Source organism: Ferribacterium limneticum, from assembly GCF_020510565.1.
GTDB classification, from domain to species: Bacteria; Pseudomonadota; Gammaproteobacteria; order Burkholderiales; family Rhodocyclaceae; genus Azonexus; species Azonexus limneticus_B.
On record NZ_CP075189.1, the window covers coordinates 1,587,629 to 1,600,365 of the forward strand.

The window sequence follows — 12,737 nt, forward strand, 5'->3', positions numbered from 1 at the left end:
GAATCCTTTTTAGTTACCCAACTTGGCCAGTTGGGGCTTGAGTTGTTCCAGCGTCGCCGTGAAATCGGCAACTCGCTGCTTTTCCTGGTCGATCACCGCCGCCGGGGCGCGGGCGACGAAGCCTTCGTTGGCGAGCTTGCCCTGGGCAATCGAAATCTGCTTTTCGAGCTTCTCGATTTCCTTTGCGAGGCGCACGCGTTCGGCGGCAACGTCGATTTCCACCTTGAGCATCAAACGGGTTTCGCCGACCACGGCAACCGGTGCCATGGCATCGGCCGGCATGTCGGAAACGATTTGTACCTCGGAGAGCTTACCCAGAGCTTGCAGGATCGCTGCGAACTCGGAAATCTCGGCGCCGCCACCGGCGACCAGCAAAGGCATTCGGAGTGCCGGCGAGACATTCATCTCACCGCGCAGGTTGCGGGTCGCGTAGGCCAGGGCCTTGAGGCGCTCGACCTTGGCTTCCGAAGCCGGGTCGAGCTTGTATTCCTCGGCGCGCGGGTAGGCGGCGAGCATGATCGACTCGTGCGTTTTGCGCCCGGCGATCGGCGCGACGGTCTGCCACAGCTCTTCGGTGATGAACGGAATGAGCGGATGGGCCAGGCGCAGCACGGCTTCCAGTGTGCGGACCAGCGTCCGGCGGGCGCCACGCTGCTGGGCATCGTTGCCGGTCTGGATCTCGACCTTGGCGATTTCCAGATACCAGTCGCAGAACTCGTCCCAGATGAATTTGTAGATGGCCTGGGCGACCAGGTCGAAACGGTAGTCGGTGAAGTGCTGCTCGACTTCCTTCTCGACGCGCTGCAACTGGCTGACGATCCAGCGGTCGGCGAAGCTGAATTCAAGCGGGGCGGAACCGCCGCAGGCCGGGCCGTTTTGCTGGTGTTCAAGGGCCAGGTCATGGCCTTCAACGTTCATCAGTACGAAGCGCGTCGCGTTCCACAGCTTGTTGCAGAAGTTGCGGTAGCCATCGCAGCGGTTGAGGTCGAACTTGATGTCGCGGCCGGGCGAAGCGAGCGAAGCGAAAGTGAAGCGCAGGGCGTCGGTGCCGAAGGAGGCGATGCCTTCCGGGAATTCCTTCTTCGTCTTCTTGGCGATGCTCTCGGCCTGCTTGGGGTTCATCAGGCCGGTTGTGCGCTTCTCGATCAGCGCCTCAAGGCCGATGCCGTCGATCAGGTCGATCGGGTCGAGCACGTTGCCCTTCGACTTCGACATCTTCTGGCCTTCGCCGTCACGGATCAGGCCGTGCACATAGACGTGCTTGAACGGGATATGGCCGGTGATCTGCTTGGTCATCATGACCATGCGGGCGACCCAGAAGAAAATGATGTCGAAGCCGGTGACCAGTACGGTCGACGGCAAATATTGCTGCAAAATCGGATTGGCGGCGTCGATGGCTTCGTCGCCCGTCCAGTCCAGCGTCGAGAATGGCCACAGGGCGGAGGAGAACCAGGTGTCGAGGACGTCCTCGTCGCGGCTCAGGGTGCCGGTGTAGCCCTGTTTGGCGGCTTCGGCCTTGGCTTCTGCCTCGCTGTGGGCGACGAAAATCTGGCCGTTGTCACCGTACCAGGCCGGAATCTGGTGGCCCCACCACAGTTGGCGGGAAATACACCAGTCCTGGATGTTATTGAGCCACTGGTTGTAGGTATTGACCCAGTTTTCCGGGTAGAACTTGATTTCGCCGGAATGGACAACGTCGAGTGCCTTTTCGGTGATCGACTTGCCGTCATCGCCCGGCTTGGACATGGCGACGAACCACTGGTCGGTGAGCATTGGCTCGATGACGACATTGGTCCGGTCGCCGCGCGGCACCTTGAGCTTGTGCTTGTCGGTCTTTTCGAGGATGCCGAGGGCTTCGAGATCGGCGACAACGGCCTTGCGGGCGTCGAAGCGGTCGAGGCCACGGTATTTTTCCGGGGCGTTTTCGTTGATCTTGGCATCCAGGGTCAGGATCGAGATCATCGGCAGGCCGTGGCGCTGGCCAACCGCATAGTCGTTGAAGTCATGCGCCGGCGTGACCTTGACGCAGCCGGTGCCGAATTCGAGATCGACGTAGCTGTCGGCGATGATCGGGATTTCGCGGTCGGTCAGCGGTAATTTCACCATCTTGCCGATCATGTGTTTGTAGCGCTCATCTTCCGGATGAACCATGACGGCGGTGTCGCCGAGCATGGTTTCCGGGCGCGTCGTGGCGACGACCAGGCTATCCGAGCCATCGGCCAGCGGATAGCGGATGTGCCACATGAAGCCGTCTTCTTCTTCCTGGACCACTTCGAGGTCGGAAACGGCGGTGTTGAGCTTCGGGTCCCAGTTCACCAGGCGCTTGCCGCGGTAGATCAGGCCTTCGTTGAACAGCCGGACGAAGGTTTCGGTGACGACCTTGTTGAGGCCGGCATCCATTGTGAAACGCTCGCGCTTCCAGTCCGGGCTGGTGCCCATGCGGCGCATCTGCTTGGTGATGGTGTTGCCGGAGTATTCCTTCCATTCCCAGACTTTTTCGAGGAACTTCTCGCGGCCGAGGTCGTGGCGCGAAATGCCATGGGCGTCCAGTTGGCGCTCGACGACGATCTGCGTCGCGATGCCGGCGTGGTCGGTGCCCGGTTGCCACAGAGTGTTGTGGCCGCGCATCCGGTAGTAGCGGGTCAGGGCGTCCATCAGCGTCTGGTTGAAGCCATGGCCCATGTGCAGCGTGCCGGTCACATTGGGCGGTGGCAGCAGGATGCAGAAGTTTTCGTCTGGTGCCTTGCTGCGGTCAACGCCGGCAGCGAAGTAATTCTGGGCTTCCCACTCGGGGTACCAGCGGCGTTCGATATCGGCTGGTTCAAAGGCTTTGGCGAGTTCCATGGGCTTGTCGGAAAAGGGGAAAACCCATGATTATACCCGCGATTGTTAGCCTGCCTTGCCTGCTAGTTGGATGTCTCCATGATCGCCGTGCCCCAGCTCGATGTCCGGTAGCCGAGCGGTTTCCACAGGTGCTTCCAGGGCAACTCGACGATTCCCGGCGGGGCCAGCGTATGGGCGGTGGCAGTGGCATTGCGCAAGTTGGCTGGCATCTCGGCATTCTTGTCCGATATGGGCCAGACGACGGCGATTTTGTTGCCGTCTCCGGCCGGGGTGGGCAGTCCGTGCATTACGACGCGGGAGTCGGAGAAAAAGCGGCGGAGGTTGCCGCCGACATGGGGGTCGTTGACGATGATCGTTCCCCGGTCAAATCCCTTCTCGCGTAGCTTATCGGCGAGTTCGGGGTAGGGCACGGCCCAGCGGCATCGTGAGCAAAAGGGTTCGTACACGAACAGGTTGCCGCTTCGCACCGCATAGGCGGTGATCGTGAAGCCGAGCAGAACGGCCATGAATATCTGCACACGGCGCGGGGTGGGATTGGTTTCGCGGGCCTTCTCGGTCAGCCAGGGAATGGCGATGACGACCATCGGCAGAATGCTGTGCACGGCGTAGTTCGCGCGCGAATAGAGCAGGCCGTTGAAGAGGACGAGTCCGCTCAGTTCGATCAGCAGAAGGTGGAGCAGATACAGTTTCGGATCGAAAACGGTCGGGTCGATGGCGCGAAGCTTGGATTGCCTGAAGATCGTCCGGAAGATGGCCGGAAAGACCATGGGCAGGATCACGATGTAGGGTGCCAGGACGAGCAGCGGGAACGTGAACGCATCGCGCAGGCCAGCGGCGATGCCGGGCAGTGAGTGAGCGGGAATTTCCGGCAGCAGGTTTGTGCTCAGGGCCGTCAAGCGCAGTGGATCGGCGGCCAGCCAGAGTGCATAGGGCGCTACGACCAGCAAGGTGAGCGGCAGCGATGCCAGCATCGGCAGCGAGAAAACCGTTTTCCGCACGGACGGTTGCAGCCAGGCGGCGAGCAGCGTGGCGAATAGGGCAAAGGCGTAGATGTGCTCGGTGAGCAGGCCCAGCCCGATCAGCGTGGCCAACAGCAGGTAATTGCCACGACTCGGGCGGTCAATCAGCCGAAAGATCGCCCAGACAGTAGCGACAGCCAGCACCATGGCGCCGACACGATGGGTGAAGCCTTCGTGAAAACGCCAAAAAATCTGGTACACCGTCGCCATCGACTCGACCGCAATGAATGCCCACAGCGCGCTTTGCGTAATTTTTCGCGTGATTTGAAAAATGCACCCGGCCATGGCGACCAGCAGGGCGTACTTGAGGAAGAGAAAGCCCGAAAGGCCGGTGCCGAAAATATGCTGTAAACACCATATGGCCCAGTCGTAGAGCGGACCTTGCTGGACGTTGTAACCCGGGGCGAGGGTCTGGGCGATAAGGTTGTCGAGTGGGTCGTCTTCGCCGAGGTTGCCTGACGAAAACAAGCGGGTCAGTGCGTGAATCGAGGCGTAAATGGCAACGAGTACCATGACGCCGGACTGCGTGAAAGGAAAGCGGGGGGGCGCCGTCGAGGCGGAAACGAATGAATCGCTCTGGTTCATGGGGATTTGCGTGGCGGCCTGATGGGCCGCGATCAGGTGCTGGCTAACTGTTCTCGATCATTTCCTGTTCGGCCAGAAAGTCCCTGATGGTCGAACTGATTATCTCGGGCAAGGCAGCCTTGATGCGGTCCTCAATGCGGCCGGTGAGTTCGCGAATAAGCTCGTCACGCAAACCCGGATCGATGCTCGAGGGCGTTTCCGGCGCTATCTGCAGGGGCGTGTCGGCCACAGCATCGACGTCGATTTCGACTGGTTCAGGCACGGCTTCCATTTCCGGCATCGGCTCAACTTCGGTGAGAACCGGAATGTCGTCAAATTCATCGACGCTGTCGGTGAGTACCGGGACATCGTCAAATTCGCTGTCGGTCTGACGCCGGCGATGCATCAGGGCATCGGCTCGGGCGATGATGGGGCTGGGCACGCTGTTTCCTTAGCGGTCGCTGAGATCGAAGTAGCGGACTTCGTAGCCGCGATCCTTGTAGAACTTGACGCGCTCTCTGGCGGCGGTGCGGTCGTTCTCTTCCTGACCAACGACTTCGATCAGGCTCTCGAAGCGGGAAAAGCCGGGCGGGATTTCCTGGCTCAGGTTCATCAGGCGTTCGTCCTGCGCGATAGTTTCCAGCTTGTCCGTTATCAGGATTGGCGTTTCGGCCGCCAGCGGCGAATCGGCTCGGCAATGCGGTACGAAGCTGAGCGCGGAATGCGTCCACAGCATGCGGTCGACGCCGCTGGCGACCGAGTTGTCGACGGCGTAAACCAGCATCGGCTTTTTCTTGGCATAGGCCCCGCTCAGCAAGGCGCAGGCCGCGGCGATCTTGTCCGCCGCGCCGTGATAGAAAAAAACCTGCGTCAATTGAGCTTGCCTGCGCGTTGTAGCAGGTAATGCGTCAATAAGGGTACGGGCCGGCCGGTGGCACCTTTGTTCGCGCCGGATTTCCAGGCGGTGCCAGCGATGTCGAGGTGCGCCCAGTCAAATTTCTTGGTGAAACGCGACAGGAAGCAGGCGGCCGAAATAGCGCCACCCCAGCGACCGCCGATGTTAGCCATGTCGGCAAACGGACTTTTCAACAGTTCCTGATAGTCATCCCACAGCGGCATGTGCCAGGCACGATCGTAGGCCTCGTCGCCGGCATCGAGCAGTTCGCGGGCGAGGCCATCCTTGTTGGCGAACAGGCCAGTGGCGATGCTACCCAAGGCGACGACGCAGGCGCCGGTCAGCGTGGCGACATCGATCACCGTGTCCGGTTCGAAACGCTCGGCATAAGTCAGCGCATCGCACAGGATCAGGCGGCCCTCGGCATCGGTGTTGAGGATTTCGATGGTCTGCCCGGACATCGATGTGACGATGTCGCCGGGGCGTGTCGCCTTGCCGTCGGGCATGTTTTCGGTGGCCGGGACGATAACCGTCAGATTGATCGGCAAAGCCATCTTGGCAACGGCGTGCATGGTGCCGAGCACACTGGCGGCGCCACACATGTCGTATTTCATTTCGTCCATTTCGGCGCCGGGCTTCAGCGAAATGCCGCCGGTGTCGAAAGTGACGCCCTTGCCCACCAGCACGACCGGTTTTTCAGCAGCTTTGCCGCCCTTGTAGCTGAGAACGATCAGCTTGGGCGGCTGGTGTGAACCATGGGCAACGGCGAGCAGGGAATGCATGCCGAGTTTTTCCATGTCGGCGCGATCCAGAACTTCGCAGCCGAGCTTGAACTCCTTGGCCATGGCCTGCGCCTGTTCGGCCAGATAAGTCGGATGGCAGATATTGGGGGGCAGGTTGCCCAGATCCTTGGCCATCGCCACGCCTTCGGCAATGGCGAGTCCCTGGTTCAGTGCCTCCTCGGCTGGTGTGAGTTCATTGCGTCTTTCAACGCTGAACGTCAGCTTGCGTAATGGGCGCCGAACATCTTCCTTCTTGCTCTTGAATTGCTCAAATTTATAGGTTGCATCAAGTGCGGCCAGCGTTGCCTGGCGAATCCGCCAGCCAATGCTGCGTTTTTTGACGGTGAGTTCGGTCAGGAAGATGGAAGCATCGAAAGCACCTGTTTCGTTGAGCACTTTGACTGTTGCGCTGATGGCGCTGCCAAATTCCTTTTCACGAAAGTCCTTTTCCTTGCCCAGGCCGACGAGCAGGATGCGGTCACATAACGTCCCCGGCACGTTGTGCAGCAACAGGGTGCTGCCAGACTTGCCTTCCATGTCGCCACGCCGGACGATGTCGGCAATGTGGCCTCCGGATGCCTTGTCGAGCAGCTCGGCTGGAAGGGTCAATTTCCTCGATTCATACACGCCGACAACGACGCAGGCGCTGCGCTGTTTCTCCGGGCTGCCACTTTTTATGCTAAATTCCACAAGCTGCTCCTGATCAGGGAAATATCAGTTTTCGAGGGATTATCCTCGTATTTTTTCGGTTTCGTCAAAGCATGATATTCGAACGTGCCGCCCGGCGCGAATTTGCTCAGGCTGCTGCTGGCATTAGTGTTGCCCTGCTGGCTATCCTGGCTTCCATACTGTTGATCCGCCTCCTCAAAGAGGCCGTCGGTGGGCGCATTGTGCCCGAGGCGGTAGCCTCGTTGCTCGGTTTCGCCTTGTTGAATTTCATGCCGCTCGTGCTAAGTCTGATGCTTTTTGTATCGATTCTGCTTAGTCTGACGCGCGCTTACCGGGATTCCGAAATGGTTGTCTGGAGTACCTGTGGCTTGCCGCTTACGGCCTGGCTACGGCCGGTACTCAAATTTGCCTTGCCTTTTGTGCTGGTCATTGCGGCGCTGGCCGGCTTTCTCTCCCCGTGGGCCAATTTGAACACTGCGCAATATCGACAGGTTTTGTCGGCACGCAGCGATGTTTCGCAGGTCTCTCCTGGAGTTTTTCAGGAGTCCAGAGCCGGAAAGCGTGTTTTCTTTGTCGAAGCACTCGATGAAGGGGAGGCGCTGCTCGGAAATATCTTTGTCGCAAGCTTTCAGGATGGCAAGCTGGGCGTGGTGGTGTCGGATCAGGGTTACCAGGAGTTTGCGGAAAACGGCGACCGCTTTGTCGTTCTGGAAAAAGGGCGCCGATACGAAGTCGAGCCGGGGTCGCCGGAGTTTCGGGTAATGGAATTCGAGCGCTATCGAGTGCGTACTGAAGACGCCGAAGCCAAGCCCACGGAGCGCTTGCCCAATCGACTGTCGATGCCGGAACTGCTCAAGGATGACAGTAACAAGGCGCGCGGCGAACTTTTGTGGCGTATCGGACTTCCCGTCTCGGCCCTCATTCTGGCGCTGCTTGCCATTCCTCTTTCCTACGTAAATCCGCGTGCCGGTCGCTCGGCCAATATGTTGATTGCTGTGCTCATCTATGCCATCTACAGCAATCTGTTATGGGTTGCCCAGGCATGGGTTGCTCAAGGCAAGCTGTCGTTCTGGATCGGCGTTTGGGTTATCCACGCCATTATGCTGGTGCCGCTGGTGCTGCTGTTTTACCGGCGCATCGCTGTGCGCCTGCCATGGCAGGGGAGATCCGGTGTTTAAGGTAAATACGTACCAACGCTACCTGATGCGGGAAGTTCTCGCCGCAGTCTTGCTCGTCTTGCTTGCTTTTTTGGCCCTGTTCAGTTTTTTCAATTTCGTTGATGAACTGCGAAACGTTGGGCGGGCTGACTACACAGCAGGGCGTGCCGCGTTGTTTGTGGCACTCGGCCTGCCCGGGCTCGTCTATGAGCTGATTCCGATTGCCGCCCTGATCGGCACTTTGTACGCCTTGTCTACACTGGCCAGGCATTCCGAACTGACGGTCCTGCGGGCTTCCGGCTTGGCGACATCCGATTTGCTGATGACCTTGTTTCGCGCAGCAGCCCTGCTGGCCTTGTTGACCTTTGTTTTTGGCGAGGTGCTGGTGCCTTTTAGCGAACGACTGGCTCAGGAAATCAAGGCCAAGGCGCTCAGCAAGGTCATCGCCCGCAGTGGTCTGGAAAGCGGCTTGTGGATCAAGGACGGACGCAGCTTTATCAATATTCGCAAGGCCAATTCGGATGCCACCTTGGAAGGTGTGCGGATATATCGATTTACTGCAGACAATACGCTCGAATCCGTGACCGATGCCCGTGAGGCGACTTTCCAGTTGCCTGACCGATGGCTTTTGAAAGGGGTGGTCAGAACGGTTCTCGATGCGGACACCTCTCGTGTCGAATCCATCGACTCGACGGATTGGCATTCTGCGGTCAACCCGGATTTATTGGCAATTTTGACCGTCGCGCCTGAGCGGATGTCACTTTATGGCCTGTACAACTACACCCGGCATTTGGTGGAAAACAAGCAGAAGGCCGAGCGCTACCAGATTGCTCTTTGGAAAAAGCTTGTCTATCCCTTGACCGCGCTGGTCATGGTCGCCCTGGCACTTCCCTTTGGTTATTCACATGACCGGGTCGGTGGCGTCAGCCTGAAGATTTTTGCCGGGGTTATGCTGGGCATCCTCTTTTATGCCCTGAATGGCCTTTTTTCGAATCTCGGGGTGATCAATTCCTGGCCGCCAGTCGCCAGTGCAACGGCGCCTGCCGCCCTATTCCTGGTGACCGCGATGGGTATGCTGTGGTGGGTTGAGCGTCGCTAATCAGTTCGTGCTGACGATTCGGGTTCCGGCAATTCTGTCATGCAGGAACTGCTTATCCTTATCGAATAGCGCCCAGAAGATTCCGATACCGAACAACAGAATGCTCGGCCACGCGGCCAGGTAGCGAAGAACTGCCTGCAAGGGCCGCAGTGTCGCTCCTTCTGCCGAGACGATGCGTAGTTTCCAAGTCTTCATCGGCAGGGTTTGCCCGCCATTGAGCCAGCACCAGGCAAAATAGATCAGTAGCAACAGCAAAACGTGGAGCCAGAGCATCCGGGGAGATAGCTCGAAATGGAACCCCGAAAGGACAATTTGCGGTAGCAGAAAGCCAATCAGCAGGATTGAAAAAACGACAAGGCTTTCATACAGCATGCAGACTAGACGGCGCCTGATGCCGGGGATTGGGGTTGGCATCAATGTTTTGTTGTTTCTACGGCTGGTGGCTTGTTTGATGTACTGACTCCCGTTGTGGACGGGGTGGCCGTGCTGTTTGTCCCTGCGCTGCTTGGGTCAGTTGGCGGTGCCAGCAACTTGGATGACTTGCTTTTTTCGCGGAGCCGCTGCTGCTCTTCAGGCGGCAAATTCGTATAAGCATTCCACTTTTGCTTGACCAATTGTTTTTGTTCCGGCGGTAATTGATTGAAGTCCTTGTACGAACTTCTAACCTTGGTTCGTTGATCTGGCGTTAGATTGGCCCATTCACGCATTCGATATTGCATGCGTTGTTGCTCATCCTGCTTCATATTCGGATAGCGATCAGCGATACCTAGCCATTTCTTCTTGCGGATGTTCTCCATGCTGTCCCAGTCCCTGGCGAGCGGAGCGAGGATGTCTCGTTGCTGGGGACTTAACTGAATCCATTCGGGTTGAGGCGGCGTGCCTATGATCGCCGATGTTGGTGGTTCGACGGCAACGACGGTAGTCAGGCACAAACAGAAGATTATTCCTCCGAAGAGTCGTCTTTTAACCATTCGAAGAAGTCGTTATCCAGAAAAGCATCGGGGGGAAGGTCGTCGGTGAGCAAGGCGCTATCTACATCTTCTTGTTCAGCGATGTACTGAATGCTATGCCAATAAAAAGACATCCACATGCCGAGCAGCAAGGCTAGCACAGCGAGAATCTGTTTGAGATACGGGATGTAGGCGCCCGTCCGGAATGACGAAGTGCCTGCGCTGGCCATCACCATTTGTGGCTCAGCCTGCTTCTGTCGTGCCAAAGCTTGATGGCGAGCGGCTTCCAGCCTCCGCGATGCTGCCGGTGGAATATTGCTCAAGCCAAGGTTAAGCGCTTGCCGAACTCGATATGCGTAACGGTCTTCGTTCATAGTTTTATACCTCTTGCCGACAGGGCGGCTGCCAACGCGTGTGTAGCGCGCGAGCAATGGGTTTTGACGCTGCCTTCTGAGCAGCCCATCGCCGCTGCGGTCTCAGCGACGTCCATGTCTTCCCAATAACGCATGAGGAAGGCTTCGCGTTGACGGGCAGGTAATTTTTTTATTTCGTCATCAATCAGGTTGAGCGTCTGGGCCTGTTGCAGCTTGCTTTCCGGTGTTCTCGGGCCGGCATCGTCTTCATCGGCGGCCAGTGTTTCGAGTGGGTCGTAGTCCTCGTCGTCGTCCGGGGAAAAGGCTGAGAGCAGCGTTGTCCACATCGAGCGAACCTTGCTCCGCCGGTAAAAATCGCGAATGGTGTTCTGCAGAATTCGCTGGAAGAGCATCGGATACTCTTCGTCAGGTCGGTCGCCGTACTTTTCCGCCAGCTTGAGCATGGAGTCTTGGACGATGTCCAGAGCAGCATCTTCATCGTGAACGGCGAACATCGCCTGCTTGAAGGCGCGGCGCTCGATGGATTCAAGAAAGCTGGAAAGTTGTTGGGGGGATGACAGGGTCGTCTCTTCCGAAAGTTCTTGAGCATTATAGGGAAATGCCGGGAAACCTTGACCGAAAATGGTCGGTCGATTAAGGTTACGCCCTTTTACGCGATAGCTTTTTTGGGCTCAAGAATGATGATCAGCGGTGCAGAAATTGTAATCAGGTGCCTGCAAGAAGAAAAGGTCGATTGTGTTTTCGGTTACCCCGGTGGGTCCGTACTGCACATTTACGACGCCCTTTTCAAGCAGGATCAGGTTAAACACATTCTTGTTCGCCATGAACAGGCAGCTGTTCACGCAGCGGATGCTTATTCACGCTCCTCGCAGCGGGTCGGCGTCGCTCTCGTGACGTCCGGGCCTGGTGTGACGAATACCGTGACCGGTATCGCTACGGCTTACATGGATTCCATTCCGATGGTGGTGTTGACCGGGCAAGTGCCTTCGTTCTACATCGGCCAGGATGCTTTCCAAGAGTGCGACACGGTCGGTATTACCCGCCCTTGCGTCAAGCACAATTTCCTGGTCAAGGATGTCAAGGATCTGGCAGTAACCATCAAGAAGGCATTCCACATTGCCTCGACCGGTCGCCCTGGTCCGGTGGTTGTTGATATCCCCAAGGATATTACCGCCCAGATGTGCGAGTTCGATTACCCGAAGACTATCCAGATGCGTTCCTACAACCCTGTGGTCAAAGGGCATCTGGGGCAGATCAAGAAGGCTGTGCAGATTCTTCAGGAAGCAAAACGCCCGGTCATCTATGCGGGCGGCGGGGTGATTCTCTCCGATGCGGCCGAACAGTTGACCAAGCTGGCTCGTAAGCTGAACTTCCCGGTGACCAATACACTGATGGGTTTGGGCGGTTATCCGGCGACGGACAAGCAATTCATCGGCATGCTAGGCATGCATGGCACCTTCGAAGCCAATAACGCGATGCACTACGCCGACGTGATTCTGGCCATCGGCGCCCGTTTCGACGATCGCGTGATCGGTAACCCGGAACACTTCGGTGAAGAGAAGCGCCGTGTCATCCATATCGACATCGATCCGTCGTCGATTTCCAAGCGCGTCAAGGTCGATGTGCCCATCGTCGGCAACGTGCCGGATGTTCTGGACGAAATCGTCAAGTTGATGGATGACGGTTTCAAGACCGATCCTGAAGTTGCCAACTGGTGGAAACAGATCGACGAATGGCGTGGCCGTGATTCCCTGCGTTACAAGCAGTCGGAGCACATCATGCCGCAGTTCGTCATGGAAAAACTGTACGAAGTCACGGGCGGCAATGCCTTCGTGACTTCTGACGTCGGCCAGCATCAGATGTTTGCTGCCCAGTACTACAAGTTCGACAGGCCGCGGCGCTGGATCAATTCCGGCGGTCTGGGCACCATGGGGGTCGGCCTGCCCTATGGCATGGGTGTGCTGATGGCCAATCCGGATGCGCAGGTCGCCTGCGTTACGGGCGAAGGCTCGATCCAGATGTGTATCCAGGAACTGTCGACCTGCAAGCAGTACGGCTTCCCGATCAAGATCATCAACCTGAACAACGGCATGCTGGGCATGGTCCGTCAGTGGCAGGAAATGTTCTATTCCAAGCGCTACTCGCAGTCCTATGTCACTTCGCTACCGGATTTCGTCAAACTCGCCGAGGCATATGGTCACGTCGGCATGAAGATCGAAAAGCCGGAAGACGTCGAGCCAGCCTTGCGCAAGGCCTTTACCGAGCACAAGAATGATCTGGTCTTCATGGACTTCATCATCGATCCGGGTGCCAACGTCTTCCCGATGGTTGCGGCCGGCAAGGGGTTGACTGAAATGATCCTCGCTGAAGATATCTGAGCGGGG

12 protein-coding genes are annotated in these 12,737 nt (G+C 57.8%); 3 read left to right on the forward strand and 9 right to left on the reverse strand.

What is annotated here, in order from left to right:
* Positions 1-9: 9 nt before the first annotated feature.
* From KI610_RS07645 to KI610_RS07665, 5 genes are all read right to left on the reverse strand, one after another.
* Positions 10-2,844: a valine--tRNA ligase gene (locus KI610_RS07645; protein WP_226498058.1), complete on the reverse strand. Its 2,835-nt coding sequence runs from the start codon at positions 2,842-2,844 to the stop codon at positions 10-12.
* A 62-nt stretch (positions 2,845-2,906) separates the two neighbouring features.
* A complete protein-coding gene (locus KI610_RS07650; RefSeq protein WP_226498059.1) occupies positions 2,907-4,448 on the reverse strand; it encodes an ArnT family glycosyltransferase in 1,542 nt (513 codons plus the stop codon).
* 43 nt (positions 4,449-4,491) lie between these two features.
* Positions 4,492-4,869: a hypothetical protein gene (locus tag KI610_RS07655; protein WP_226498060.1), complete on the reverse strand. Its 378-nt coding sequence runs from the start codon at positions 4,867-4,869 to the stop codon at positions 4,492-4,494.
* Between the two features lie 9 nt (positions 4,870-4,878).
* Positions 4,879-5,301: a DNA polymerase III subunit chi gene (locus tag KI610_RS07660; RefSeq protein ID WP_226498061.1), complete on the reverse strand. Its 423-nt coding sequence runs from the start codon at positions 5,299-5,301 to the stop codon at positions 4,879-4,881.
* The gene (locus KI610_RS07665) at positions 5,298-6,794 is read right to left on the reverse strand and encodes a leucyl aminopeptidase (RefSeq protein WP_226498062.1); all 1,497 of its coding nucleotides are present in this window, start codon (positions 6,792-6,794) and stop codon (positions 5,298-5,300) included. Before KI610_RS07665 ends, KI610_RS07660 begins: the two co-directional genes overlap by 4 nt.
* Positions 6,795-6,865: 71 nt before the next feature.
* Between KI610_RS07665 and lptF the strand changes: the two genes are divergently transcribed.
* Together lptF and lptG are read left to right on the forward strand one after the other, a co-directional pair.
* Positions 6,866-7,951, forward strand: coding sequence for an LPS export ABC transporter permease LptF (lptF, locus tag KI610_RS07670; RefSeq protein ID WP_226498063.1), 1,086 nt, complete (start codon positions 6,866-6,868; stop codon positions 7,949-7,951).
* On the forward strand, positions 7,944-9,029 hold the full coding sequence (lptG, locus tag KI610_RS07675) for an LPS export ABC transporter permease LptG (RefSeq protein ID WP_226498064.1): 1,086 nt from the start codon (positions 7,944-7,946) through the stop codon (positions 9,027-9,029). The genes lptF and lptG overlap by 8 nt, the downstream gene beginning before the upstream one ends.
* Here lptG and KI610_RS07680 read toward each other — a convergent pair whose 3' ends face one another.
* From KI610_RS07680 to KI610_RS07695, 4 genes are read right to left on the reverse strand one after another with little or no spacing between them, the layout of a single operon-like run.
* On the reverse strand, positions 9,030-9,443 hold the full coding sequence (locus tag KI610_RS07680) for an RDD family protein (RefSeq protein WP_226498065.1): 414 nt from the start codon (positions 9,441-9,443) through the stop codon (positions 9,030-9,032).
* Entirely contained in the window at positions 9,443-9,961 is a 519-nt protein-coding gene (locus KI610_RS07685) for a DUF3106 domain-containing protein (protein ID WP_226498066.1), read from the reverse strand. Before KI610_RS07685 ends, KI610_RS07680 begins: the two co-directional genes overlap by 1 nt.
* Positions 9,962-9,969: 8 nt before the next feature.
* On the reverse strand, positions 9,970-10,353 hold the full coding sequence (locus KI610_RS07690) for a DUF3619 family protein (protein ID WP_226498067.1): 384 nt from the start codon (positions 10,351-10,353) through the stop codon (positions 9,970-9,972).
* The gene (locus KI610_RS07695) at positions 10,350-10,976 is read right to left on the reverse strand and encodes an RNA polymerase sigma factor (RefSeq protein WP_226498524.1); all 627 of its coding nucleotides are present in this window, start codon (positions 10,974-10,976) and stop codon (positions 10,350-10,352) included. The genes KI610_RS07690 and KI610_RS07695 overlap by 4 nt, the downstream gene beginning before the upstream one ends.
* A gap of 54 nt (positions 10,977-11,030) precedes the next feature.
* Here KI610_RS07695 and ilvB point away from each other — a divergent pair, with 54 nt between their 5' ends.
* Positions 11,031-12,731 (forward strand): biosynthetic-type acetolactate synthase large subunit, encoded by a 1,701-nt coding sequence (gene ilvB, locus KI610_RS07700; RefSeq protein WP_226498068.1) that lies wholly within the window; start codon positions 11,031-11,033, stop codon positions 12,729-12,731.
* Positions 12,732-12,737: the final 6 nt, after the last annotated feature.